Origin of the sequence: Pseudomonas sp. BN505 (genome assembly GCF_029873175.1) — a bacterium.
GTDB classification, from domain to species: Bacteria; Pseudomonadota; Gammaproteobacteria; order Pseudomonadales; family Pseudomonadaceae; genus Aquipseudomonas; species Aquipseudomonas putida.
Map to the genome: position 1 here is coordinate 250,768 of NZ_SSOI01000050.1, position 25,065 is coordinate 275,832.

At 63.5% G+C, this 25,065-nt stretch carries 28 protein-coding genes and 1 pseudogene; 22 read left to right on the top strand and 7 right to left on the bottom strand.

The window, feature by feature from the left end; genetic code table 11:
• The first annotated feature begins 67 nt into the window (after positions 1–67).
• The 4 genes and pseudogenes from E8E78_RS17210 to pbpG all read left to right on the top strand — a co-directional run bounded on the left by E8E78_RS17210 (position 68) and on the right by pbpG (position 2,770).
• On the top strand, positions 68–307 hold the full coding sequence (locus tag E8E78_RS17210) for a hypothetical protein (RefSeq protein ID WP_139813878.1): 240 nt from the start codon (positions 68–70) through the stop codon (positions 305–307).
• A gap of 129 nt (positions 308–436) precedes the next feature.
• Complete coding sequence (locus E8E78_RS17215) at positions 437–796, top strand: YceK/YidQ family lipoprotein (protein WP_049276602.1); 360 nt, start codon at positions 437–439, stop codon at positions 794–796.
• A gap of 741 nt (positions 797–1,537) precedes the next feature.
• Positions 1,538–1,714 (top strand): annotated as a pseudogene (locus E8E78_RS17220) (site-specific integrase); the annotation flags it as partial.
• A 129-nt stretch (positions 1,715–1,843) separates the two neighbouring features.
• Positions 1,844–2,770 (top strand): D-alanyl-D-alanine endopeptidase, encoded by a 927-nt coding sequence (gene pbpG / locus E8E78_RS17225; protein ID WP_197862721.1) that lies wholly within the window; start codon positions 1,844–1,846, stop codon positions 2,768–2,770.
• Positions 2,771–2,856: 86 nt separating this feature from the next.
• On the opposite strand, the gene E8E78_RS17230 is transcribed toward pbpG, so the two are convergent.
• Positions 2,857–3,303 (bottom strand): hypothetical protein, encoded by a 447-nt coding sequence (locus tag E8E78_RS17230; protein WP_049274164.1) that lies wholly within the window; start codon positions 3,301–3,303, stop codon positions 2,857–2,859.
• Between the two features lie 171 nt (positions 3,304–3,474).
• Between E8E78_RS17230 and E8E78_RS17235 the strand changes: the two genes are divergently transcribed.
• From E8E78_RS17235 to E8E78_RS17275, 9 genes are all read left to right on the top strand, one after another.
• A complete protein-coding gene (locus E8E78_RS17235) occupies positions 3,475–4,809 on the top strand; it encodes a SidA/IucD/PvdA family monooxygenase (protein ID WP_049274166.1) in 1,335 nt (444 codons plus the stop codon).
• A 176-nt stretch (positions 4,810–4,985) separates the two neighbouring features.
• Positions 4,986–6,179 (top strand): PepSY domain-containing protein, encoded by a 1,194-nt coding sequence (locus E8E78_RS17240; protein ID WP_049274168.1) that lies wholly within the window; start codon positions 4,986–4,988, stop codon positions 6,177–6,179.
• The gene (locus E8E78_RS17245) at positions 6,176–6,715 is read left to right on the top strand and encodes a hypothetical protein (protein ID WP_049274170.1); all 540 of its coding nucleotides are present in this window, start codon (positions 6,176–6,178) and stop codon (positions 6,713–6,715) included. The genes E8E78_RS17240 and E8E78_RS17245 overlap by 4 nt, the downstream gene beginning before the upstream one ends.
• Positions 6,712–7,032 carry a hypothetical protein gene (locus tag E8E78_RS17250; protein WP_016499099.1) on the top strand — a complete coding sequence of 107 codons (321 nt, stop codon included), beginning with the start codon at positions 6,712–6,714 and terminating at the stop codon, positions 7,030–7,032. The genes E8E78_RS17245 and E8E78_RS17250 overlap by 4 nt, the downstream gene beginning before the upstream one ends.
• A complete protein-coding gene (locus E8E78_RS17255; RefSeq protein ID WP_084966096.1) occupies positions 7,029–7,598 on the top strand; it encodes a DUF6162 family protein in 570 nt (189 codons plus the stop codon). The genes E8E78_RS17250 and E8E78_RS17255 overlap by 4 nt, the downstream gene beginning before the upstream one ends.
• A 16-nt stretch (positions 7,599–7,614) precedes the next feature.
• Positions 7,615–8,517: a metal ABC transporter substrate-binding protein gene (locus E8E78_RS17260; protein ID WP_049274757.1), complete on the top strand. Its 903-nt coding sequence runs from the start codon at positions 7,615–7,617 to the stop codon at positions 8,515–8,517.
• Positions 8,514–9,263 (top strand): metal ABC transporter ATP-binding protein, encoded by a 750-nt coding sequence (locus E8E78_RS17265; protein ID WP_084966095.1) that lies wholly within the window; start codon positions 8,514–8,516, stop codon positions 9,261–9,263. The genes E8E78_RS17260 and E8E78_RS17265 overlap by 4 nt, the downstream gene beginning before the upstream one ends.
• Positions 9,260–10,159 (top strand): metal ABC transporter permease, encoded by a 900-nt coding sequence (locus E8E78_RS17270; protein ID WP_016499095.1) that lies wholly within the window; start codon positions 9,260–9,262, stop codon positions 10,157–10,159. Before E8E78_RS17265 ends, E8E78_RS17270 begins: the two co-directional genes overlap by 4 nt.
• On the top strand, positions 10,156–11,019 hold the full coding sequence (locus E8E78_RS17275) for a zinc ABC transporter substrate-binding protein (protein ID WP_049274759.1): 864 nt from the start codon (positions 10,156–10,158) through the stop codon (positions 11,017–11,019). Before E8E78_RS17270 ends, E8E78_RS17275 begins: the two co-directional genes overlap by 4 nt.
• Before the next feature lie 173 nt (positions 11,020–11,192).
• Here the strand turns inward: E8E78_RS17275 and E8E78_RS17280 are convergent, their stop codons facing one another.
• The 5 genes from E8E78_RS17280 to E8E78_RS17300 all read right to left on the bottom strand — a co-directional run bounded on the left by E8E78_RS17280 (position 11,193) and on the right by E8E78_RS17300 (position 14,469).
• On the bottom strand, positions 11,193–12,245 hold the full coding sequence (locus tag E8E78_RS17280; protein WP_084966094.1) for a DUF1615 domain-containing protein: 1,053 nt from the start codon (positions 12,243–12,245) through the stop codon (positions 11,193–11,195).
• Between the two features lie 26 nt (positions 12,246–12,271).
• On the bottom strand, positions 12,272–12,823 hold the full coding sequence (locus E8E78_RS17285; protein ID WP_049274761.1) for a hydrolase: 552 nt from the start codon (positions 12,821–12,823) through the stop codon (positions 12,272–12,274).
• Positions 12,824–12,880: 57 nt separating this feature from the next.
• Positions 12,881–13,600 (bottom strand): alpha/beta fold hydrolase, encoded by a 720-nt coding sequence (locus E8E78_RS17290; RefSeq protein ID WP_049274762.1) that lies wholly within the window; start codon positions 13,598–13,600, stop codon positions 12,881–12,883.
• Positions 13,597–13,818 (bottom strand): MbtH family protein, encoded by a 222-nt coding sequence (locus E8E78_RS17295; protein ID WP_016499090.1) that lies wholly within the window; start codon positions 13,816–13,818, stop codon positions 13,597–13,599. Before E8E78_RS17295 ends, E8E78_RS17290 begins: the two co-directional genes overlap by 4 nt.
• 249 nt (positions 13,819–14,067) lie before the next feature.
• Positions 14,068–14,469 carry a hypothetical protein gene (locus tag E8E78_RS17300; RefSeq protein WP_041168003.1) on the bottom strand — a complete coding sequence of 134 codons (402 nt, stop codon included), beginning with the start codon at positions 14,467–14,469 and terminating at the stop codon, positions 14,068–14,070.
• 211 nt (positions 14,470–14,680) lie between these two features.
• Here E8E78_RS17300 and purU point away from each other — a divergent pair, with 211 nt between their 5' ends.
• The 8 genes from purU (at position 14,681) to E8E78_RS17340 (ending at position 22,832) form a co-directional block, all read left to right on the top strand.
• The gene (gene purU, locus E8E78_RS17305) at positions 14,681–15,547 is read left to right on the top strand and encodes a formyltetrahydrofolate deformylase (RefSeq protein WP_016499088.1); all 867 of its coding nucleotides are present in this window, start codon (positions 14,681–14,683) and stop codon (positions 15,545–15,547) included.
• Positions 15,544–16,455 (top strand): bifunctional methylenetetrahydrofolate dehydrogenase/methenyltetrahydrofolate cyclohydrolase FolD, encoded by a 912-nt coding sequence (gene folD / locus E8E78_RS17310; protein ID WP_049274764.1) that lies wholly within the window; start codon positions 15,544–15,546, stop codon positions 16,453–16,455. Before purU ends, folD begins: the two co-directional genes overlap by 4 nt.
• Positions 16,437–17,678, top strand: a complete 1,242-nt coding sequence (locus E8E78_RS17315; RefSeq protein WP_016499086.1) for an FAD-dependent oxidoreductase — start codon at positions 16,437–16,439, stop codon at positions 17,676–17,678. Before folD ends, E8E78_RS17315 begins: the two co-directional genes overlap by 19 nt.
• A gap of 11 nt (positions 17,679–17,689) precedes the next feature.
• On the top strand, positions 17,690–17,995 hold the full coding sequence (locus E8E78_RS17320; protein ID WP_016499085.1) for a sarcosine oxidase subunit delta: 306 nt from the start codon (positions 17,690–17,692) through the stop codon (positions 17,993–17,995).
• Positions 17,992–20,895 (top strand): 2Fe-2S iron-sulfur cluster-binding protein, encoded by a 2,904-nt coding sequence (locus E8E78_RS17325; protein ID WP_280311684.1) that lies wholly within the window; start codon positions 17,992–17,994, stop codon positions 20,893–20,895. The genes E8E78_RS17320 and E8E78_RS17325 overlap by 4 nt, the downstream gene beginning before the upstream one ends.
• 3 nt (positions 20,896–20,898) lie before the next feature.
• Entirely contained in the window at positions 20,899–21,504 is a 606-nt protein-coding gene (locus tag E8E78_RS17330) for a sarcosine oxidase (protein ID WP_280311685.1), read from the top strand.
• A 171-nt stretch (positions 21,505–21,675) separates the two neighbouring features.
• Positions 21,676–22,098, top strand: coding sequence for a nuclear transport factor 2 family protein (locus E8E78_RS17335; protein WP_049274767.1), 423 nt, complete (start codon positions 21,676–21,678; stop codon positions 22,096–22,098).
• Complete coding sequence (locus E8E78_RS17340) at positions 22,095–22,832, top strand: SDR family NAD(P)-dependent oxidoreductase (protein ID WP_016499081.1); 738 nt, start codon at positions 22,095–22,097, stop codon at positions 22,830–22,832. The genes E8E78_RS17335 and E8E78_RS17340 overlap by 4 nt, the downstream gene beginning before the upstream one ends.
• Positions 22,833–22,901: 69 nt before the next feature.
• On the opposite strand, the gene E8E78_RS17345 is transcribed toward E8E78_RS17340, so the two are convergent.
• Complete coding sequence (locus E8E78_RS17345; RefSeq protein ID WP_049274685.1) at positions 22,902–23,786, bottom strand: LysR family transcriptional regulator; 885 nt, start codon at positions 23,784–23,786, stop codon at positions 22,902–22,904.
• 146 nt (positions 23,787–23,932) lie between these two features.
• Between E8E78_RS17345 and E8E78_RS17350 the strand changes: the two genes are divergently transcribed.
• The gene (locus tag E8E78_RS17350; RefSeq protein ID WP_049274686.1) at positions 23,933–24,952 is read left to right on the top strand and encodes an alpha/beta hydrolase; all 1,020 of its coding nucleotides are present in this window, start codon (positions 23,933–23,935) and stop codon (positions 24,950–24,952) included.
• Positions 24,953–25,065: the final 113 nt, after the last annotated feature.

Consider the following 25,065-nt stretch of genomic DNA (forward strand, 5'->3'; position numbering starts at 1 on the left):
GGCTTGCAGTGTCATGTCGCCGTGCCGTAAATTTGCCCGATCCTGTCATTCCTGCTGGTGTTGAGGAGTGACGCCGAAGCCCAACACTCAGTTGGGCTTTTTCGTTTTTGCGACAGGGCCATTTTTCAAGGTGTGCCGATTGTTGCGATTCATTAAAAGAAAGTTCTCCAGAATGCTGCGAAAGTGGTTTGTATACCTCGTGGTTGCAGGGCTGGCGGGTAACTACAGCCGGTTGGTCGATCATTTTTCAATCTGGAAACCTTGGCGCTTGGCCAAGGGCGTAGCGGCCTACCTCATCGCATCCTGACGCGTCATTCACGCGGCGCAGGATTAAATTTCGGTCACCTTGCGCCCTTTAGTCATAACGCATAGGATCCAATGGCAGGCTTTGACTTCGGCGGGATATCATCAGGTCTTCGCAGGATAGGGGGCTGATATGAAACCATGGATTGGGATAGTACTCGTAACCGCGCTGAGTGGATGCGGAACCGTTCGCACGGTGTCGGAAGAGTCGAAAGCCGTGGGCGATCTGGCTGAATGGAACTCGTACTGCCCAGCCATCCCTCGGGTGTACAGCGGCGTTGCCTACCAGTTTTGCAACTTAACTGGGCCGGAAAGAACGGGAATACATTCGGACCCGTATGAAATCTTGGTCGACATGGCCGCATCTTGTATTGCTGATACCGTTGTGCTGCCATACACCAGCTATAAGCAATACAAATACGGCAATATGGTGATTCCGAGCTTCAGCCTGCAGATGCATCAAGAACCGGCTCAGTCAGGCGGCTCGAAATGACAGTAGCCTCGCGGCTGTAACCCTTCAGAACCTGAGCTACGCGGACCTGGCCATCGAGAACTGCCTCAACTGTAACCAGCGTGGTTGGTCTCCAGGTGAAAAAACGCCCACGCTTGGCGTGGCAATGGCGTGTCGTTGTCAAAGGCGAAATCGTCTCAAATCAACCATACAATGGATGAGATATCTATGGGCAAAGGAGTTTTGGTGGGGCTAGTGATTGTTCTATCCGGGTGTAATCACTACTTCAATAGCCCTTATGGAAGTCGTTGGGATCAGCGAAACCTACCGTGCAATGCCACCCCTCCAAACCAACCAGGGTGCTATGACAGTGAGCACCAAGAGGGGCTTCTGAACAGGCTACTTGATGCTCACTAAGCAACCGGCACACCTCATTCTGCGGGCCTGGTTGGCGACTCTGTAGTCAATCCTCAGGTTGACGACGACAACATGGGCTTTCTCCACGCGATAGAGGCAGGCTACTCCGGACAACAGTGCCTTAGCTGGTGGAATGATCGCCAGTACTAGGCCCTTGCAAAGGTCATCATTCAACCTCCTTTTCGGCTGGGTCCTGAACAGTTACGGTCACGGTTGCCCGGTACTCGCTCAGCACCTGAGCCACCAGCACCTGGGCGGCCGGGAACTACTGCCGGATTTCCCGGCCTTTAGGCAACGTCGACTTCACCTGACCAGTCCACCGCGTTCATCATGACAGCGTGTTGCCCTGCTGAGAGACGGTAGAGGTATGCCACGATGTGCCTCATGTCGGGGATGAATCCAGCGTTTATTGCTGGGCAGCTTGGCCACTCGGTGCAGGTGCTTCTCTCGACCTACACAAAGTGGTTGAATTCTGCCAACGATTGGGCGGAACTGGCAGAACTGGAAAAGAACGTAATTGGTACAGAATTGGTAAAGGATTAAATTTCGTTCACCTTGCGCCCTTTAGTCATAAGGCATTCGACAGCAATTCAGCCATACTCCAGAATGCATCGGTTTTTGGGGAAAACCCTTGCACAGCCAACGACATACCAACTTTTAGTGAGCCTCAACGTGAAAACATCCCTGTCCATCCTCAGCCTGCTGCTGTTGCTCACAGGTACCGCGACCCTTCCGTCGACTGCTGCTGCACAACCCCCGGCCCAAGTCCAACGTGACCCGTCCAAGTTGCATCTGGCTTCAGGCAGCGCCCTGCTGATCGACCTGAATACCAACCAGGAGCTGTATTCGAGCCACGCCGACCGCGTGGTGCCGATCGCTTCGGTAACCAAGCTGATGACCGCGATGGTGGTACTGGATGCCAAGCTGCCCATGGATGAGATGCTCACCATGACCATTGCCAACAACCCGGAAATGAAAGGCGTGTATTCGCGCGTGCGCCTGGGCAGCCAGCTCGACCGCCGCGAAACCCTGCTGATTACCCTGATGTCGTCGGAAAACCGTGCCGCCAACAGCCTGGCCAACGCCTACCCCGGCGGCTATCCGGCGTTCATCAAGGCGATGAATGCCAAGGCCCGCAGCTTGGGTATGGCACATACCCGCTACGTAGAGCCGACCGGCCTGTCGACGCAGAACGTGTCCACCGCCCGCGACCTGGCCAAGTTGCTGATGGCCTCGCGCAAGTACCCGATGCTGAGCGAGCTGTCGACCACCCGCGAAAAGACCGTGGCGTTCCGCAAGCCCAACTACACCCTGGGCTTCCGTAACACCGACCACCTGGTGAACAAGAGCAACTGGGACATCAAGCTGACCAAGACCGGCTTCACCAACGAAGCCGGGCACTGCCTGGTGCTGCTGACCCGCATGGACAACCGCCCGGTGGCCATGGTCATCCTCGACGCCTTCGGCAAATACACCCACTTCGCCGATGCCAGCCGCATGCGTCAGTGGCTGGAGACCGGTGCCGCCAAGCCGGCACCGGCAGTGGCCATGCAGTACAAGAGCGACCGGCAGAACAAGGGGCGCGTGGCGTCCGAATAACCGCCTGCCACTGGCGCTGTGTGTAGGAGCGGCCTTGCGGCCCATCGCGACGCAAGGCCGCTCCGACAGGTTATTGCGCCAGACAGTCAGGCCGTGGCGCTGACCATCCCGCCCGAGCTGCTGCCACCCTCTTGCTGCAACAGCTCCAGTAGCTGCGCCGTGGCAGCCATGATCTGGCCGTTGATGGTTGCAATGCTCGCCTGCTTGGCGCCCACCGCAGCCGCCTTGGCAGCGTCATCCATCTTGCTGTTCTGCAACGCGGCCAACTGCTTCTGCTCCTCGACAAGCTGCTTCTGCAGGTCCTTGATCAGCTGACGCAGCTCGGTTACGGCCTCGGACTCACCACTGTCTTCACTGTCCGTAGGTTGCGCCTGGCTACCCGCAGAAACCTTCATGCTGTCGCTACTGATGCTCAAGGGGCCCAGTGCCTCGCCAGCCTGTTTTGCCTGTTCGCGTTCGGTCGTTGCGTTCTCGCTCAGCGTCTGCGCTGAGATGCCATTGATCATCAGGTTGCTTGTCGTGATTCCACTCATGTCGATTCCCTGCTGAAAGAAGGTCCTTGCCGTAACCCCCCTATCGGCCCCCCCTCGCAGTTCTTTAGCCCGCTTAAATTCCCCCGCGACTGGCTCGTTCCAACACATGTACTTGCGCAGGAGCCGGAGCCCCGGCGGCGTCAATATTCGACCATTCAGGGAATCGCAGCCATGAGCCAGTCCTCACAGCAGGAAACCATCAAAGATCTGATCGGCGTGGGCTTCGGCCCTTCCAACCTGGCCTTGGCCATTGCCCTGGAAGAACTCGCCGAGTCCCAGGGCCATGCCCTCGACGCACTGTTCATCGACAAGCAGCAGGACTACCGCTGGCACGGCGAAACCCTTGCCACCCAGAGCGAGCTGCAGATCTCGTTCCTCAAGGACCTGGTGTCGTTGCGCAACCCCACCAGCCCCTACAGCTTCGTCAACTACCTGCACCAGAAGCAGCGCCTGGCCGACTTCATCAACCTCGGCACCTTCTACCCCTGCCGCCTGGAGTACAACGACTACCTGCGCTGGGCCGCCGAACATTTTGCCACCCAGGCGGTGTATGGCCAGGAAGTGCTTCGCATCGAGCCGGAGGTGCAGGCTGGCCGTGTCGAGCACCTGCGCTTGGTCTCGCGCGACGCCCAGGGCCGCGAATACAGCCGCCGCACCCGCTCGGTGGTGGTCGGCAGCGGCGGCACGCCTAAAATCCCGGAAAAGTTCGGTGCCTTCAAGGACGACCCGCGGGTATTCCATCACTCCCAGTACCTGAGCAGCCTGAACAAGCTGCCGTGCACCGCCGGCAAACCGATGCGCATCGCGGTGATCGGGTCGGGGCAAAGCGCCGCCGAGGCATTCATCGACCTCAACGACAGCTACCCGTCGATCAAGGTCGACATGATTCTGCGTGGCTCGGCGCTCAAACCCGCAGACGACAGCCCGTTCGTCAATGAGATCTTCTCGCCGGACTACACCGACCTGGTCTACAACGAACCGGCCGACCAGCGCAGGAAACTGCTGGGCGAATATCACAACACCAACTACTCCGTGGTGGACCTTAACCTGATCGAACGTATCTACGGCATCCTGTACCGGCAGAAGGTCGCCCACCAGCACCGTCACAACGTGCTGTGCCGCCGCCAGGTCGAAGCTGTTGTGGCTACCCGCGAAGGCCTGGAACTGACCCTGCGCGACCTAGCCACCGGCCAGCAGCAAACCCACCGCTACGACGCGGTGATTCTCGCCACCGGCTACGAACGCCGCTCGCACCGTGACTTGCTGGCACCGCTGGCCGGTTATCTGGACGACTTCAGCGTCGACCGCAACTACCGAGTGCTCGCCAGCCCCGACCTGCAGGCCTCGGTGTACCTGCAGGGCTTCTGCGAGAACAGCCACGGCCTGAGCGACACGCTGCTCTCGGTGCTGCCGGCCCGCGCTGCGGAAATTGGCCAAGCGCTGTACCAGGACCTGGCGCAGCTGCACGGCAAACCGCAACCTGCCGTGGCCCTGACCCGCGCCTGACCCCTCTGCAACATCTCCTTTCAAGGCCGGCTGACGCCTCGCGCGCAGGCCGGCCTTGCGCTTAGAAACATTTGCTTGCATTTAAAACGGCAGGTTTTCAATTCTCATTCGTCCTTATCAGTACAGCCCTCTTTGGTTGGGCACACGCTCGACCACCCAATGCAGAAGACCGTCTGATGGCCAAATCACCGAAAAAATCCAAATCCAGGCTGTGGTTCCTGGTCCATAGCTGGCTCGCCCTGCCGATCTGGTTCTTTGTGCTGATCGTCTGCTTTACCGGCATGCTCGCCGTGGTCAGCCAGGAGATTGTCTGGCTCGCCGACCCGGCCGTGCGTGCCAACAAGCCCGACGCAGACGTCGAGCGTCTGAGTTTCCAGCAGGTGCTGGAGGCCTTGAACAAGACCGAACCGGACATGGTGGTGGAGCGCCTGAGCCAGCCTGATGGTTCGCACTTCGCAGTAAAAGCCAGTGTCACCCTTCCTGACGGCACCAGCCCAACGCTGTATGTAAACCCCTACACAGCGGCCATCCAGGGCAAGACCCCGGATTTCAACTTCGAAGCCTTCACCCGCGCCCTGCATGGCTGGTGGCTGGTGCCGTTCACCAACGGTTTCAGTTGGGGCTGGTACCTGGTGTCATTGCTTGGCCTGCCCATGCTGGCTTCGCTGGTCACCGGCCTGGTGGTGTACAAGAAGTTCTGGAAGGGCTTTTTCAAACCCGTGCGCACCGGCCATGGCTCACGGATCTTCTGGGGTGACCTGCACCGCCTGGCCGGGGTGTGGTCGATCTGGTTCATTGCCGTCATTGCCATCACCGGCACATGGTTCCTGATCCAGGCGATCCTGTTCGACAACCACATCACCATATCCAGCCGGCCCATCGTGCCGGTGATCGCCCGTGAAGAAGTGCCACAAACCCAAGATGGCAGCCCGGCCTCACATATCGACCTGGACGAGGCAGCCCGCATCGCCGGCCTGGCGATCCCGGGGCTGGAGGTGAGTGCCATCTCTCTCCCTGCCACCGCCTACAGCCACATCACCCTGTCCGGCCCGGGCTGGTATCCGTTGATGTTCCAAAGTGCTTCGGTAAACCCGTACACAAGCAATGTCGACAGCCAGTTCCTGATCAGCGACCGCTCGGCCCTGGAGTTCGTCACCGAATCCATGCGCCCGTTGCACACCGGCGACTTCGGCGGCCTGCCGATCAAGCTGATCTGGTTCTTCTTCGGCCTGATCCTGACCTTGATGGTGCTCAGCGGCTTGCTGATCTGGACCAAACGCACCGCCCAGGCCACCGCCGCCGCCCTCAAACGCAGCGAGCGGGCACCGCGTGCGGCACGCAGTGAAACCACCGTGGAGATCCACTCATGAGCCAGGCCCGAGTCCTGCCCGCCAGCCCGCTAAAGCAACTTTGGCTGAAGTGGCGTTTTCACCTGAACATCCTGTTGATCCTCATCCCGCTGGGCTTCATGCCCAAGTATTTCGCCGACGCGAAACTGTTCCGCGGCGAAGCCGGCCTTGGCGCCAACGTGATCAGCAATATCCAGGTTGGCCCGTACAGCCTCGACTTGGCCGAAATGCGTGACGAGGCGCCACGTGCCGACGGCCCCGCCGGCTACTTCAAGTCGTTCAATGCGTCGCTGTGCAAGGCCTGCGTCAAGGACGTCAAAGCAGCCTACCTGCGTATTGGCAAACCACGCAGCCTGCGCGCCGCCGGCACCATTTTCTTCGGCGCGCCGTACAACATGGGCACCTCGCTGCCGATCCCACCCCGTACCAAACCCGACGCACAGATCTGGATCACCCTGGAAGGCTGGGACGGCAGCATGCACCAGGCGTCGGTCCCGCTGGCCAAAGCATCGCCAGCCACCGTGGCCTGGCTCGAAAAACAAGGAGGCAAGAAATGAAACAGCTGATGCGAACCCTCGCCCTGCCCTTGCTGGTGCTGGCCGCCGGCCCTGCCCTGGCGCACAACCCGATGTGCGAATGTGAAGAAACGGCCGGCGGCCAGGTCACGTGCACCGGCGGTTTCTCGGACGGCAGCGGTGCCCCGGGGGTGACCCTGGATGTGATCGGCTATGACGAGCAAGTGCTGGTCGGCGGCAAGCTTGGCGACGACTCGACGCTCACCTTCAAGCGCCCGGACGGCGAGTTTTACGTCCTGTTCGATGCAGGCCCCGGGCACGTGGTTGAAGTCGACTACGCCGATATCGCACAGCCATGAGCCGCGCCCAAGTGATTCGCCCGGCCGGCGCCGGGCACGAAACCCTGTACGTGCTTTTGATCAGCCTGCTGATTGTGGTGCTCGCTGCCAGCGTAGTGCTGCTGCGTGGCGAGCGCGAAGACGAACAGACCATTGCCAGCCACCAGATCGACGCCCGGCGCGACCTCACCGCCGCCGAACAAGGCCTGTACACCGACCTGCGGGTGGCCTTCGACGAAATCCAGCTGTTGCGTGAAGAAAACGCTGCCGTGCCTAGCGTGCAGGCCCTGGCCGAAGAAGGCCTGCCACCCTTCGTGGTCGATGCCGGCAGCCAGAGCCGCGGCGGCCACCAATGGTCGTGGCTGGAACCCGGCGCTTACCTGGGCCGCAGCCAGGTCCCGGAAGTCGCCGGCAGCCTGCTGCTGATCCTGCCGGCCGACAGCACTGGCCAGGCCGATGTCTGGCTGCGCCGCGACAGCGCCGCCATGACCCCGGACGACCTCGGCCAGGCGGCCCTGATCGCCGCTGGCTGGCAGCAGGTGGTCAGCCACTACGACGCCGGGGTTACCCGCGAACACCGCCACTGAACCCAAGGACTTCCCCATGTTCCGCTCCGCCCTCGCCCTGCTCCTGGCCCTTGCCCTGCCGGCAATGGCCCTGGCCGATAACGGCAAGCCCCTGCGCATCGGCATCACCCTGCACCCCTACTACAGCTACGTGACCAACATCGTCGGCGACAAGGCCGAAGTGGTACCGCTGATTCCAGCGGGCTTCAACCCCCACGCCTACGAGCCACGGGCCGAGGACATCAAGCGCATCGGCACCTTGGATGTGGTGGTTCTCAACGGTGTCGGCCACGACGACTTCGCCGACCGCATGATCGCCGCCAGCGAAAAGCCCGGCATCAACACCATCGAAGCCAACCAGAACGTGCCGTTGCTGGCAGCCACCGGCATTGCCGCCCGTGGCGCAGGCAAGGTGGTCAACCCGCACACTTTCCTGTCGATCAGCACCACCATCGCGCAGGTCAACAACATCGCCCGCGAACTGGGCAAGCTCGACCCGGACAACGCCAAGCTCTACACGCAAAACGCCCGCGCCTACGCCAAGCGCCTGCGCGCGCTGCGTGCCGAAGCCCTGGCCAAGGTCACCGAGGCGCCCAGCGCCACCTTCCGGGTTGCCACCATCCATGCCGCCTACGACTACCTGGTACGCGACTTCGGCCTGGAGGTGACGGCCGTGGTCGAGCCTGCCCATGGCATCGAGCCCAGCCCGGCCCAGCTGAAGAAGACCATCGACCAGCTCAAGGCCCTGGACGTGCGGGTGATCTTCTCGGAAATGGACTTCCCGTCGGCCTACGTCGAGACCATCCAGCGCGAATCTGGCGTGCGTCTGTACCCGCTGACGCACATTTCCTATGGCGAATACACCAAGGACAAGTACGAAGTGGAGATGAAGCGCAACCTCGACACCGTGGTCCGCGCCATCCAGGAGAACCGCGCATGACCGCCGCCGCCAACCTGGTGACGGGCTTCGGGCCGCGCATCGAGTTCGCCGGCATCGACCTGACGCTAGGCCGCACACGCATCCTGGAACAGGTCGGTTTCAGCGTGGCCGCCGGCAGCGTGCACGCCATCGTCGGCCCCAACGGCGGCGGCAAGAGCTCGCTGATCAAGACCCTGCTCGGGCAGATGCCGCATCAGGGCCAACTCACCCTGCATTGGCCTAGCGAACGCGAAGTGATCGGCTATGTGCCCCAGGCATTGGAGTTCGACCGCGGTCTGCCAATGACCGTGGACGACTTCATGGCCGCCATGTGCCAGCGCCGCCCGGCCTTTCTCGGCCTGTCGCGGCGCGTGCAACCGGCCATCGACGCGGCCCTGGCGCGGGTCGGCATGCTCGACAAGCGCAAGCGGCGCATGGGTGCGTTGTCCGGGGGCGAGCGCCAGCGCGTGCTGCTGGCCCAGGGCCTGATCCCCGAGCCGCAGTTGCTGGTGCTGGACGAGCCCATGTCGGCACTCGATGAGGCCGGTATCCAGGTGTTCGAGCAGTTGCTCAAGGGCTGGCGCCAGGCTGGCACCACCGTGCTGTGGATTGAGCACGACCTTGAAGCCGTGCTGCGCCTTGCTGACCGGGTAACCGGCCTGAGCCGCAAGGTGCTGTTCGACGCCCCACCCGCCCAGGCCCTGACACCGGAGCGCCTGCTCGGCCTGTTCTCCGTTCACCCGCGTAGCGAGAGCCTTGCCTCATGAGTTTTGAAGCATTTCGCCAACTGGTCCAGGAATGGGCTACCGCTGGTTACCTGCCCGAGGCACTGGCCTACGGTTTCGTGGTCAACGCCCTGCTGGCCGGCATGATGATCGGCCCGGTGCTGGGCGGCCTGGGCACCTTGGTGGTGGTCAAGCGCTTTGCCTTCTTCTCCGAGGCAGTGGGCCATGCCGCGCTGACCGGCGTGGCCATCGGCATCCTGCTGGGCGAGCCCTACACCGGCCCCTATGGCAGCCTGTTCGGCTACTGCCTGCTGTTCGGTATCTTGCTCAACTTCCTGCGCAACCGCACCGGGCTGTCGCCGGACACGCTGATCGGCGTGTTCCTCTCGGTGTCGCTGGCGCTGGGTGCCAGCCTGCTGCTGATGCTGGCTGGCAAGATCAACGTGCACATCCTCGAAAACGTGCTGTTCGGCTCGGTGCTGACCGTCAGCGGCCAGGACCTGGTGGTGTTGGGCATCGTCGCGGTACTGGTGCTGGCCTTGGCACTGCCGCTGTACAACCGCATCATGCTGGCCAGCTTCAACCCACAGCTGGCGGCCGTGCGCGGGGTAGCGGTGAAAACCCTGGACTACCTGTTCGTGGTGCTGGTGACCCTGGTGACCGTGGCCGCCGTGAAGGTGATCGGGGCCATCCTGGTCGGTGCGCTGCTGGTCATCCCCGCTGCCGCCGCTCGCCTGGTCAGCCAGTCGCTCAAGGGCTTTTTCTTCCTGTCGGTGGTGATTGCCACCATCAGCACCCTGTTTGGCATCCTGCTGCCGATCGTTTTCGACCTGCCGGTGCCGTCAGGCGCCGCGATCATCCTGGTCGCCGGCATGTGCTTTGCCCTGGCCGCCCTGGCCCGCGCCCTCGTCCCCCGCCTGCAAGGAAACCCGGCATGAACTTCAAACGCCTGACCCTGGCGCTGGCCCTGGCCGGCCTGCCGTCGCTGTCTTTTGCCACACAAGTGCTGACCACCCTGCCCGTCACCCACAGCCTGGCCAGCGCCCTGCTCGACGGCACTGCAGTACAGCTAAAACGTGCGGCGCCGGCCAACCTGCCGGCCAGCCGCCAGCCGTCGTATTTCAGCGGGCGCGGTGGCGCCAGCCTGGAGAAAGCCGCACAGCAGGCCGACGCGGTGATCGGCGTGCGTTCGATCTGGCGAGACGACCCGCTGTACCCAATGGCCCGCCGCAGCAACATCCGCATCGTCGAAATCGATGCCGCACGGCCGGTGGACGGTGCGCTGCCAGGGATTGCGGTCTCGGGTGATGATGCCTATGGCGCCTACCCCTGGCTCAACCCGACCAACCTGGGGCGTATGGCCGATGTGGTGGCCAACGACCTGGAGCGCCTCGCCCCAGGTGACAAAGCGAAGATCCAGGGCAACCTGGCGGGCCTCAAACGCCAGCTGCTGGAGCTTTCGGCCAGCAGCCAGACACGCCTGGCCAAGGTCGACAACCTGACCGTGGTGAGCCTGTCCGAGCGGCTGGGTTACCTCGCCAGCGGGTTGAACCTGGACGTGGTGGAGCAGCCACTGCCGGCCGAGTGGGATGCTGCCACGCTCAAGGCGTTGGAGGAAAATCTGAAAGCGCAGGATGTCGCGTTGGTGCTGGACCACCGCCAGCCGGACGCGGCGGTGGCCGAAGTGATCAAGGCAGCCGGGGCGAAGCTGGTGGTGGTGGAGAGTGACCCTGACGATGCGTTTGCAGGGTTGAAGGCCAGTGTCGACCAGGTGGTGGGGGCATTGGGCGAAAGCTGATGGTGCCTGCGCCGGCCTCTTCGCGGGTAAACCCGCTCCCACAGGGACCTCACTGCCTTCCGAACCAATGGTATCCCTGCAAAGGCCTTGAGGTACTGCACTGACCTCATGGTCAGTGCTAACCCTGTGGGAGCGGGTTTACCCGCGAAGAGGCCGGCACAGGCAACACATGACTAACGCTTCATGCACCGCTGATAACGCTCATCCACCCGCCCGGCAAACCATGCCGTGGTCAGCTTGCGGGTGATCTTCGGGCTCTTCAGCTCGATCCCCGGCAACACCGCCCGTGGCACCGGTTTACCGGCCTTGGCATCCGCCAGGGCAAATACTCCGCTGTACAGTTTGCTGTCTTCGAACGCCAGGCTGTCGCCCTCCTCCAGCTGGCTGCGAATCTGCGGGTTACGCAGCCCCAGCTTCACCCCCAACTTTCTCGCGGCCTGCTCGGTGGTGCCTGGCATGATCGCCCCCGGTGCAATCAGGTCGCCGTCCAGGGCAAGCGGCACGCCGGTCGCCTTGCTCAATGCCGCCTGGAACGCCGCGTTGCGGCTGGCGTACCAGCCTGCGTTGAAGTCGCCAAAACGGTACAACTGGCGTTCATAACTGGCCGGGTAGCCCAACAGGTGGGCAATACCGAAATACATACCGCCGCGCCGGGTGAACACTTCCTGGCGAATCGTGCCGTCATGGCTGTAGGGGTAAGCCTGCGCATGCTTTTCGGCGAAGTCGATGCTGACCTGCATCGGCCCGCCTGTGTGCACCGGGTTCAGCCCGCCCAGCAAAGTCTTGCCCAGCGGTACACGCGCAATGACCTCGTCATACAGCTCGCTCAGCTGCTTCTCGCTGCGCACTGCCTGCAAACGCTGCTGGTAGCTCTGGCCGTTGCCCGAAGGGGTTTTCAGAGCGCCGTCGACCAGCAGCCTGGGAACATGCAGGCGTGCGGCACGGCGGTCGATTTCCTCACGGGCGATACGCCCCAGGTTGGGCACCTGCGGGTCGGCGGTGAAGGTCGATTCCTGCTCGGTCACCGCCAGTACCGCGCACAGATTGCTTTTGCTTGGCGTTATACGCTGGGCTTCGAAAGCCACCTGAATGTCCTTGGCCCAGCCCTCGCGGTCCTTGGCCTGCGCAGGCAGCAACCGCAGCAGCTGGGCGCGGACCTTGGCCGGGTCTGCTTCCGGTGCTTCTTCACGGCGCCCGGCACAACCTTGCAGCAGCGCCAGGGCCATCAACCCGGCAGCCAGTAACCGGCCGTTCAGGGCTGTTCACCGACCAGGTAGGTTTTGCTGATGTGGCGGAACAGCGGGTGGCCGGCACTGCCCATCAATTCGAACAACACCATCTCACGGGTCACCACCTGTGCCCCGGCGGCACGCATGCGCGCCAGCCCCGCCGCCTTGCTGGCCGGCGTGCGGCTGTCGCAGGCATCCTCGACCACGAACACCTGCTTGCCCAACGCCAGCAGGCCAAGCACCGTCTGCAGCACGCAGACATGGGTTTCCATACCACAAACGATCACCTGCTCACGCGCCATCAGGCTGGCCGGCAGGCACTCGGCGGCCACGCAGGAAAAATGGCTTTTTTCCACCACTTCGGCTGCCGGGGCTGCGGCCAGAAGATCCGCCACGGTATGCCCTAGCCCCTTGGGATACTGCTCGGAAATCACCGTCGGCAACTTCAGCTCGGCAGTCGCAGCCAGCAACCAGCGGGCCCGTGCCCGGGTGCCCTCGGGGTCGCTCATGGCGCCGATGAGTTTTTCCTGGATGTCGACGACCAGCAGCGTGGCCTTGTGTGGATCGATCAGCATTGTCCGCCCCTTGCCTGGGAAAAGGCCTAGCCTCCCCCAGGCAAGCGGTAACGTCAATCAGGCAGAAAGCCGAAGCGGTTCCAGCGAAGCAGTCAGCGCGCCGAGCACGTGGTCCTCCTGCTCATGGATGAAGAAGTGGCCGCCCGGGAACATCCGCAGCGAGAACTCGCCGTGGGTTTCCTGGCGCCAGGCCTGCAATTGCTCGTCGCTGGCCCGGTCATTCGCGCCGCCCAGCACGTGCAGCGGGCACTGCAACGCCGGTCGCTGGCGGTAGGCGTAGGTGCCGCAGAGCAAAAAGTCCGCGCGCAGGGTGGGCAAGGTCAGGCTCATCAGCTCCGCATTGGCCAGCACTTCCTCGGGCGTACCCTGAAGCTCGCGCAACTCGTTGATCAGCTCGGCGTCACTCTTGGGCTCGCGCCAGTTCTTGCCGTCGTAGTCCTCACGCCGCGTGGGCGCCGCCGTGCCGCAGGCGAACAGCGCCAAGGGTGGCGGGCAGCCCAACGCCTGCAGTTCATGGGCCAGCTCGAAGGCCAGCAGCGCGCCCAGGCTGTGCCCAAGCAGCGCATAGGGGGCACTGGCCGCCAGGCGCTGCTCGCTGGCCAGTTGCCGGGCCAGGGCTTGCATATCGGTGTGCAGCGGCTCGGCCATGCGCGCACCACGACCGGGCAGCTCCACCGGGCGCACTTGCAGCCAGGCTGGCAGCTTGCGCCGCCAGCGGCTGTAGACCATGGCGCTGGCCCCGGAATACGGCAGGCACAGCAGGTTCAGGGCAGTCACTGAGTAGCGGCTTCGGCCATTTTCTGACGCAGGCTCAGCGGGCGCATGTCGGTCCACACCTCGTCGATGTAGGCCAGGCAGTCCTTTTTCAAACCACTCTTGCCCACGGCACGCCAGCCGTTGGGGATGGCCTTGTAGTCCGGCCAGATCGAGTACTGCTCTTCGTGGTTGACCACTACCTGGAACTGAATATCGTCGCGGTCGAAAACGGAAGTCATTGCCTGTCTCCTTGAATGGTGAGTGCCGCTGCACGCCTGATGCAGGGGGGCTTTCAAGTAGACGTAGCAAGCGTTGAAAAAATTAGAGGAACTGACGCGCCACCGTGTGGGAGCGGCCTTGTGTCGCGATAGGGCCGCAAAGCGGCCCCCCGATTTCGGCGTTTCCAATGAAATAGCCGGGGCTGCTGCGCAGCCCTATCGCGACACAAGGCCGCTCCCACAAAGAGCAAGCGGTGCAGAAATCAAAGGTCAGGCATCACGCAGCAGGTCGTGGGTATCCAGCAGACGGAAGGCCACCTGCGGGTTGCGCTCCAGCCCGCGCCGAATTGCTGCCGGGATCGACTGCCGGGTCTTGCGGCACAGACCCGGCTGGTCATCCAGTTCAATGACGATACCGCGCATGGTCCGCACTTCGTTGTAGCCGGGGGCAATGTGCACGCGGATGCCGAGGTTTTCGTACAGGCGTTGCTGCAGGCGTTGCAAGTCCTCGAGGTCCTTGAGGTTTTCCAGGCGTTCAAGCAGGCGCTTTTCTTCCTGTCGGGTGAGCAGGAGGATGCGCCGGGCCGCCTGCGGGTGATCGACCAAGTGTTCGCGGCCGCAGTCGCAGGCACCAGGAGGGCAAGGTTGGCGCAGAGGCGGTGGTGTTGTCATGGAGCAAGCATAGCCCGGCAAAGGCCTGAAAAAAAACTTTCCTGTCAGGATAAAAAATTTCACAAACCGCTAGACCGGCACCCCTCATTTCGCCTATAAATCGCCTAAAGGAAATTTATATTCCTACGAAGAAACACCACTTCGCCCTCTCGCGAAGCTTCTTTTGCCCTTGTGCCCGACCTGCCCCACTCCATCACGAGGCCTATCCGACATGCACCCCGCTCCCGATCACTTCATCCTGCGCGTCAGTTGCCCGGCCGTGTCTGGCATCGTCGCCGCGGTGACCACCTACCTGGCCGAGCACGGTTGCTACATCAGCGAGATGGCGCAGTTCGACGACGAGGACAATGGGCGCTTCTTCATGCGCGCAGTGTTCCGCTTCAACACCGGTATCAGCGGTGACACGCCGCAGCTGGAGGCCGGCTTTACCGACGTGGCCCAACGCTTCGACATGCAATGGAGCCTGCACAGCAGCGCCCGGCCCATGCGTGTGCTGCTGATGGTGAGCAAGTTCGACCACTGCCTGTCCGACCTGCTGTACCGCCACGCCAAGGGCGAGCTGGACATGCACATCACCGCCGTGGTTTCCAACCACCTGGACCTGCGCCCAATGGCCGAGCGCCAGGGCATTCGCTTCGTCTACCTGCCGGTGAGCAAAGACACCAAGGCCGAACAGGAAGCCGCGCTGCTGCGCATCGTCGAGGACACCGGCACCGAACTGGTGGTGCTGGCGCGCTACATGCAAATCCTCTCTGATGACCTGTGCCGCCAGCTGTCGGGCCGGGCGATCAACATCCATCACTCGTTCCTGCCCGGTTTCAAAGGGGCCAAGCCCTACCACCAGGCCTACCAGCGCGGGGTCAAGCTGATCGGCGCCACCGCCCACTATGTGACCAGCGACCTGGACGAGGGCCCGATCATCGAGCAGGAAGTACAGCGCGTGGACCACGCCTACGCGCCGGACGACCTGGTGGCCATCGGCCGCGACACCGAGACCATCGCCCTGTCCCGCGCCGTGAAATACCACCTGGAACACCGGGTGTTCCTTAACCACGACCGCACGGTGATCTTCAAATGAGCGCCCTTCCCAGCGTCAAGCTGATCGACGGCAAGGCCACCGCCGCGCGGGTGCTGGCCGAAGTGCGCGCGCAGGTGCAGGAACTGCGCCAGGGCGGCGTGCAACCAAGCCTGGCCGTGGTGCTGGTGGGCGCCGATGCCGCCAGCCAGGTGTACGTACGCAACAAGGTGCTGCGCGCCGAAGAGGTGGGCATCCGCTCGCTGGAACATCGCCTGCCCGCCGACACCACCCAGGCCCACCTGCTGACCTTGATCGACCGCCTTAACCGCGACCCGGAGGTAAACGGCATCCTCGTGCAACTGCCGTTGCCCGCGCACATCGACGAGCACTTTGTGTTGCAAGCCATCAGCCCGCTCAAGGACGTGGACGGCTTCCACAGCGAGAACGTTGGTGGCCTGGCCCAAGGCCGCGATGTGCTCACCCCGTGCACCCCCAACGGTTGCATGCGCCTGCTGCGCGACGCCTGTGGCGAGCTGCGCGGCAAGCATGCGGTGGTGGTCGGCCGCTCGAACATTGTCGGCAAGCCCATGGCTGCCCTGCTGCTGCAGGCCGACTGCACGGTGACCGTGGTGCACTCGCGCAGCCGCGACCTGCCGGCGCTGTGCCGCCAGGCCGACATCCTGGTGGCCGCAGTGGGCAAACCTCGGCTGATAGGCGCCGACTGGCTCAAGCCCGGCGCGGTGGTGATCGACGTCGGCATCAACCGCGTCGATGACGGCGGCCACAGCCGCCTGGTCGGTGATGTCGACTTCGCCGCTGCCCTGCCCCAGGTCGCCGGCATTACTCCGGTGCCCGGTGGCGTCGGCCCGATGACCATCGCCTACCTGATGAAAAACACCCTGCTCGCCCTCGACCTGCAGCAACAGGCCGCCCACCAGGAGCGCACCGCATGCCTTTCGCCCTGCTGAAATACGGCCTGAGTGCCGACTACCCGGTGGAGGTCGACCTGCCGCCACCGTGCGAACTCAAGCCTCGTTATGACGTGGTGATCATTGGCGGCGGCGGCCACGGCCTGGCCATCGCCTACTACCTGGCCAAGTACCACGGCGTGACCAACGTCGCCGTGCTGGAAAAGGCCTACCTGGGAGGCGGAAACACCGCACGCAACACCGCGGTTATCCGCTCCAACTACCTCACCAGCGAGGGTGTGCGCTTTTACGCAGAATCGGTGCGCATGTTCCAGAACCTGTCCAACGAGTTCGACTTCAACATCATGTATTCCGAGCGCGGCCAGCTCACCCTGGCGCACACCGATGCCACCGTGCGCGCCTTCCGCCAGCGTGCCGAGGTCAACAAGCACTTTGGCGGGCGCACCGAAATGATCGACCGCCAACAGATTCGCGAACTGGTGCCCAGCCTCAACCTCGACCCTGGCCACCTGCCGGTGCTGGCAGGCCTTTGGCACATCGACGGTGCCACTGCACGCCATGACGCAGTGGCCTGGGGCTACGCCAAACAGGCGGCCAAGCGCGGCGTGGAAATCCACCAGCTGACCGAAGTACAGGACCTGCTGATTCGCAATGGCCGCATCGAAGCGGTGAAGACCAACCGTGGCACGGTGCAGTGCGGCTGCGTGGTCCAGGCCGTGGCCGGCGCCAGTTCGCTGCTGATGGCCAAGGCAGGCATCCGTGCGCCGATTCACACCTACCCGCTGCAGGCCATGGTCACCCAACCGTTCAAGCCATTTCTCGATCCGCTGGTCAGCTCGTCGGCGCTGCATTGTTATGTGCAACAGACCAGCCGTGGGGAAATCGTCTTTGGCGGCGGCTCCGACCCTTACCCGCTGTACAACACCCGCTCCACCCTCGACCTCAAGGAAAGCCTGCTGGCCCACGCCATCGAGATGTTCCCGTTCATGGCCAACGCCAAGCTGATGCGCCAGTGGGCCGGGATGACCGACATGACCCCGGATTACAGCCCGATCATGGGCCTGTCGCCAGTGCACAACTACTACCTGGATGCCGGCTGGGGAACCTGGGGCTTCAAGGCCACGCCCATCTGCGGCAAGACCATGGCCGAGCTGGTGGCCAGCGGCGGCAAGGTACCCGAAATGATCGCCCCCTTCGCCCTGGAGCGCTTCAGCCGCTTCCAGCAAGTCAACGAAATGGGCGCCACTGCGGCCAGCCACTAGGAGCAACGACGATGAAGATCCTGACCTGCCCCTTGAACGGCCCGCGCAACATCAGCGAGTTCACCTACGGCGGCGAGTTCAAGCACATGCCCGATCCGGCCAGCTGCAGCGACGCCGAGTGGGCCGACTATGTGTTCAACAGCGACAACCTGGCCGGGGTGGTGACCGAGTGGTGGCTGCACAACGCTTCCAGCTACTGGTTCCTGGCCGAGCGCCACACGGGAAGCGACCAGGTGCTGCGCACCTTCGACCCGAAAGCACTGTTCGACCGCCGCGTCGACTTCACCCCCGCCGCCACCCCGGAGATCGCCGGATGAACAGCCCTACCCGTCTGCCCGCGCCCATGGGCCTGCTGATCGACCGCGAGCGGCCGCTGCGCTTCGAGTTCGACGGCCAGGCCTGCCAAGGCTTTGCCGGTGACACCATTGCCAGCGCCCTGCTGGGTAACGGCCGCTGGCTGCTGTCGCGCTCGTTCAAATACCATCGCCCACGCGGCCCGCTGAGCATGGCCGGCCAGGACGCCAACACCTTGGTGCAATTGCCTGAAGAACCCAACGTGCTGGCCGACCTGGAAGCCGCCCGCGAGGGCCAGGTGGTCGAAGGGCAGAACTTCAACGGCAGCCTGACGCATGACCGTGACGCCTACCTGGGCAAGTTCTCACGCTTCATGCCGGTGGGCTTCTACTACCGCTCTTTCTACAAGCCCATGGGCATGTGGAAGGTGTGGGAGCCGCTGATTCGCAAGAAGGCCGGCCTGGGCGTGCTCGACCTTGGCTTCAAGCCGCAGTACTACGACAAAGCCTACCTGTTCGTTGATGTGGCGGTCATCGGCGGCGGCCCCGCCGGCCTGCGCGCCGCGCTGGACGCGGCCAATGCCGGGGCCAAGGTGCTGCTGATCGAACAACAGCCTGTGCTGGGTGGCTCGCTTGCCTACGCCCGCTTCGACATCGCCGGCACCCGCGCCGCCAGCCTGCGCCAGGAGCTGCTGGCCACCCTCGAGGGCCACCCGAACATCCAGGTGCTGCTGGAGGCCACCTGCAACGGCTGGTTCACCGACAATTACCTGCCGGTGATCCAGCACAAGCGCTTGTACAAGGTACGCGCCAGCCGTTGCCTGGTGGCGGCCGGTTCGTTCGACCAGCCGGTGGTGTTCCGCAACAACGACCTGCCGGGGGTGATGCTGACCAGCGCCGCCCAGCGGCTGATGAAGCTGTACGCGGTCAAGCCGGGCCAGCGTGCGGTGATCCTCACCGGCCACGATGATGGCTACCTGGCCGCCCTCGACCTGCAGGAGCAAGGCGTGGCCGTGGCTGCCGTGGTCGATATGCGCGCCGCGCCAGCCGATGCCGCACTGGCTGCCGAACTGAAGCGCCGCGATATCCCCGTGCACCTGGGCAGCACGGTGTACGAAGCGCTGCACGAAACAGGCATGCGCCATGTCAGCGGGGTGGATATTCGCCCGATCACCGGCCAGGGCAAGGTCGGCGCGCATGGCCTGCGCCTGGCCTGCGACTTGCTGTGCATGTCGGCGGGCTACATGCCGGTGTATCAGTTGCTGTGCCAGGCCGGTGGCAAGCTGGCTTATGACGTCAACCGTGACGAGTTCACCCTCAGCGACCTGCCGGCCGGGCTGGATATCGCAGGCTCGGTGAACGGCCGTCACTCGCTGGCCAACGTGCTGGCCGATGCCACACGCGGGGCCGCCGATGCACTGGCAGCGCTGGGCCTGCAAGCGCCGTCGCAGCCGGTGTTCAGCGCCGAAGCCAAGGTCAATTTCCCCTGGCCGATTTTCCCGCACCCCAAAGGCAAGGATTTCGTCGACTTCGACGAAGACCTGCAAGTGCGCGACATCGTCAACGCCACCCGCAGTGGCTACCGTGACATACAACTGGTCAAGCGCTTCTCCACGGTCGGCATGGGCCCGTCCCAGGGGCGCCACTCGGCGCTGCCCACTGCACGCCTGGTCGCCCATGCCACCGGCCGCAGCATCAGCGAGACCGGGGTGACCACCGCGCGCCCACCGTTCCAGGCAGAAAAACTGGCGCACGTGGCCGGTCGTGCCTTCGATCCGTACCGGCAAACACCCATGCACCGCCGCCACCTGCAAGCCGGGGCGAAAATGATGCCTGCCGGTATCTGGCAACGCCCGGCCTACTACGGCAAGCCAGAGGAACGTGAGCGCTGCATGCAGGAAGAAGCCCGCCATGTGCGCGAAAAAGTCGGCCTGATTGACGTTTCTACCCTGGGCGGCCTGGACGTACGCGGCCCCGACGCTGCAGAACTGCTGGAGCGCGTGTACACCTTCGGCTTTGCCAAGCTGCCTGTCGGCCGCACCCGCTATGCGCTGATGACCAATGAACAGGGCGTGGTGATAGACGACGGCGTCTGCGCACGCCTGGGCGAGCAACACTTCTATGTCACCGCCACTACCAGCGGTGTCGACCGCATCTACCAACAGATGCTGAAGTGGAACGCGCAGTGGCGTCTGGACGTGGACATCACCAACGTTACCGCCGCCCTGGCCGCCGTCAACTTGGCCGGGCCACTGTCACGCGAGGTGCTGGCCAAGGTGTGCGAAGACGTGGACCTGTCGGCAGAAGCCTTCCCCTACCTCGGCGTACGCCAAGGCGAGGTGGCTGGCATTTCGGCGCGCATCCTGCGGGTCGGTTTCGTCGGTGAACTGGGCTATGAAGTGCATGTGCCGGCGCGCCATGCCGAACGCTTGTGGGACGCCCTGATGCAAGCCGGTACGGGCCTGGGTATTCGCCCGTTCGGTGTCGAGACCCAGCGCCTGCTGCGCCTGGAAAAAGGCCATGTGATCATTAGCCAGGACACCGACGGCATGACCCACCCGGCAGAGATCGACATGCAGTGGGCCATCGGCCGCAAGAAGCCGTTCTTCGTCGGTAAGCGTTCCATCGAAATCCTTGAGGCGCAGCCGCTCAAGCGCAAGCTGGTCGGCTTCACCCTGCCACAGGGCAGCCCGCAGCCACTTGAGGGGCACCTGGTACTGGACGGGCCGGACATCACCGGCAATGTCACTTCCTGCGAGTACTCGCAAACCTTGGGGCAAATCATCGGCCTGGCCTATGCCGGCGCCCACCAGGCCACCCCCGGCATGCACATCCCGATCCGCGTGGAAGGCGGCACGATGGTGCACGCCAAGGTGGTGCAACTGCCGTTCCACGATCCCGACAACCTGCGCCAGGAGCTCTGAGCCATGACCAGTTTGCAAGCCGAAGCGTTTATCCCTCGCAGCCCGCGGGCCGAGTTGTTGCACACCTGTGCGTTGACTGACCTGACCGATGTGGCACGGGTCGGCTTTCGCGGGGGCGACAGTGCTGCCTACCTGCAGCAACGTGGCTACCGTTTACCTCAGCAGCCGAACCAGGCCGCGCGTCAGGACGACGGCGGCTGGGTAGCGCGGTTGTCGCAAACCGAGTACCTGTTGCTGGGCAGCCTGGCCGACGAAGGCGCACGGGTGGCTGCCGCGGAAGCTGAGTGGGTGCAGGATGCACAGCGTAACTACCTGCTGCCGCGCCAGGACAGCCATGCCTGGTTGCAACTGTCAGGGGTGCATGGCAGTGCGGTGATGGCCAAGTTGTGCGGGGTGGATTTACGTGCCGAGGCGTTTCCGGTCGGGGCGGTAGCGCAGACTTCAGCGGCACGGATAAATGTGATTATGGTGAATGTGGGCAGTGACGAGCGGCCGGCGTTGCAGTTGCTGTTCGATCGGGCATCGCTGGCTTACTTGCGCGAAGCGATGCTGGATGCCATGGATGAGTTCGATGGCGGTTTGATCGGGCTGGGCGAGTTCACCACATGATTTTCTGCGCCTGGGAGATCGAGCGCCACCCGCGCGGCGCTCGATCTCTCAGGCGCAGAAAATCTCATGTCGAACCAACACACCCTGTACATAATAATTATTCTGTATAGATTTCTACAGCGACCTGCACTATACCTTGTACAAAGAACCTAACTTGTACAGGTATTGTGCATGTCCAGCTACCTGCAATCCTTCGCCGAGCGCTTTGCCACGCTCGATACACACAACCTCGACTTGCTGAACGACCTGTACAGCGAGGACGTAGCATTTCGCGACCCTCTGCACCAGCTCACCGGCCTTCCCGCGCTGCGGGCTTATTTCGCCCAGTTGTACGCGAAGGTGCCCGAGTGCCATTACCGCTTCGAAGGCACCGACGAGCTGGAACCGGGCCACGGCTACATTCGCTGGACCTTGCAATATCGCCACCCGCAGCTGGCCCGTGGGCAACTGATCAGCCTGCAGGGGTGCAGCCACCTGCGCTGGCATGAGCGGGTGCACTTTCACCAGGATTACTTCGACGCCGGCGCTCTGCTGTACGAGCATGTGCCGGTCATGGGCAGCGCCATTCGCTGGCTCAAAGGCAGGCTGGCATGAGCCGTTGCTGGCTCACCGGTGCCGGCAGCGGCATTGGTGCTGCGCTGGCATTGCACTTGCTGGAGCAAGGCCATCAGGTGGCGTTGGGTGCACGCCACGCAGACAAGCTGACGGCACTGGCCGCGCAGTTCCCGGGGCAGGTACTGCTGACCGTGGGCGATATCGACCAGCCTGGGCAGGTGGCGCAGATGGCCGGGGAGATCGAGCGCGCCTGGGGCGCACTGGACCAGGTGATCCTCAATGCGGGCACCTGCGAGTACCTGGAGCCGGGGCACTTCGACCCGGCGCTGGTCGAGCGAGTGATACGTACCAACCTGACCGGCACCAGCCTTTGCCTGGCCGCCGCCCTGCCGTTACTACGCCGCGGCCAGCAGCCACACCTGGTGGTGATGGGCAGTTCGGTCAGCTGGTTGGCGCTACCGCGCGCCGGCGCCTATGGCGCGTCCAAGGCGGCATTGCGGTATCTGGTCGAGTCCCTGCGCATCGACCTGGCTGGCGAAGGTATCGATGTCACCCTGGTCAGCCCCGGCTTCGTCGACACCCCCCTCACCCGCCGCAACGACTTCCCCATGCCCCAGCTATGGAGCGCCGAACGCGCCGCCACTCATATCATCGCGCGCCTGCCACGCCGGCCGCTGGAAATCGCCTTCCCCGCCACCTTCATACTGGTGCTGCGCCTGCTGGGCGCTTTGCCGGCGCGCTGGCGCCTCAAGCTGGGCCGCCATCTGGCTTGATCCTGGCGCCGATCCGGGCGCTCGCCTTGCCGCTGGCGTTGCGCTTCGCGGCAAGGTGCCGAGGCTGGCCTACAACTGCACCAAGCGCTCGCGCAAAAAGCTCACAAACCCCTGCACCGGCCGCGCCACCTGCCTGTGCTGCGGATACACCGCTGATAATTGCAAGGCAGGCGGCGTCCACTCTTCAAGCACATTCACCAGCCGCCCATCCGCCAACGCCTGCCCAACGATGAAGGTCGGCAGGTAGGTCACCCCCATCCCGGCGGTAGCGGCATCCCTGAGCAACTCGCCGTTGTTCGCACGCATGCGCCCTGTCACCTGAATCGCCTGCGCCTTGCCGCCCTGGCGGAACTGCCACTGCACCTGGCGAGAATGACCATAGGGCAGGCAGTCGTGCCCGGCCAGATCCTCCGGTTTTAGCGGTACACCCCGCGCCTGCAGGTACGCCGGGCTCGCGCAATACACCCGCTCGACACTGGCAATGCGCCGCGCAATCAGGCTGGAGTCCTCCAGCGCGCCGATCCGCAGCGCCAGGTCGTAGCCTTCGCCGATCAGGTCCACGGCACGATCACTGAGGTCCACCTCGACATCGACGTGCGGGTGCAATTGCAAAAACTCGGTCAACAGGCAGCCCAGGTGTGACATGGCGAACGACAGCGGTGCGCTCAGCCGCAAGGTGCCGCGCAGGGCCTGGGCCTGGCCGCTGATGTCGTGTTCTACCTGCTGCACCTCGCCCAGCAGGCGCAGCGCCGACTGGTAGTAGTGCTGGCCCAGCGGCGTGGCGTCCAGACGCCGGGTAGAGCGGTTGAGCAGGCGTACGCCCAAGCGCTCTTCGAGCTGCATCAGGCGCCGGCTGACCGATTGCTTGGACATGCCCAGGCGGTCGGCGGCGGCGGTGAAACTGCCGGCCTCCATGACCTGGGCAAAGATGCGCATGTCTTCGTAGGGGTTCATTGTCTCGCTCATGGTGACAGTCAAACGCTTTATAGCGGCTTTTTCCCGCCAGTGCATCTGCCTAACCTACGCACAAGTCGCAGCGATGGCCCAACAGGCCAGGCAAGACGCCCACTACCAACACTTGCATGGAAAAGGATTCGCTCATGAACATTGTCCACAAAACCCTTACCGCCTCCCTTCTGGCCCTGTCCGTTTCCAGCGCTTTCGCTGCGGGTAGCCCTGGTGTCGAACAGCACACCCAGGCGTTTCTCGAAGCCCTGGAACAAGGCGGCGGCAAGCCTCTGGAACAACTCAGCCCGAAAGACGCCCGGGCAGTGCTGACGGGGGCCCAGGCATCGGTCAAGGTCGACCTCTCCGGTATCGAAGTAAAGGAACGCACCGTCCAGGCCAGCGGCGAGTCGATCAAGCTGCAAGTGGTACGCCCGGCCAATGTGAAGGGTGACTTGCCAGTATTCATGTTCTTCCACGGCGGCGGTTGGGTGCTTGGCGACTTCCCGACCCACCAGCGGCTGATTCGCGACCTGGTGGTCGGCTCGGGTGCGGTGGCGGTCTATGTGGACTACACCCCGTCGCCGGAAGCGCACTACCCGACGGCGATCAACCAAGCCTACGCTGCGACCCGCTGGGTGGCCGAGCATGGCAAGGAGATCGGCGTGGACGGCAAGCGCCTGGCGGTGGCCGGCAACAGCGTCGGCGGCAACATGGCGGCAGTAGTGGCGCTGAAAGCCAAACAGGCCGGCACCCCTGCCCTGCGCTTCCAGCTGTTGCTGTGGCCGGTGACCGATGCCAGCTTCGAGACGGCATCGTACAAGCAGTTTGCCGAAGGGCACTTTCTGACCACCGGGATGATGAAGTGGTTCTGGGACAACTACACCACCGATGCCAAGGCGCGGGAACAGATCTACGCCTCGCCGCTGCGGGCCAGCAGTGAACAGCTCAAGGGCTTGCCGCCAGCGCTGGTGCAAACGGCTGAATTCGATGTGTTGCGTGATGAAGGCGAAGCGTATGCACGCAAGTTGAACTCTGCTGGGGTAACCGTTACCTCGGTGCGGTACAACGGCATGATCCACGACTATGGCCTGCTCAATCCACTGAGTCAGGTGCCAGCAGTGAAGGCAGCCATGCGCCAGGCGGCCGGTGAACTCAAAGTCCACCTTCAATAACCTTACCCACCCAGGCGGCAGAGGCTGGAATGCCGTCAGGCAGGTCCGGCCTCTTCGCGGGTAAACCCGCTCCCGCAGGTACACCACAGAACTGGAAATTCGTGGTGTACCTG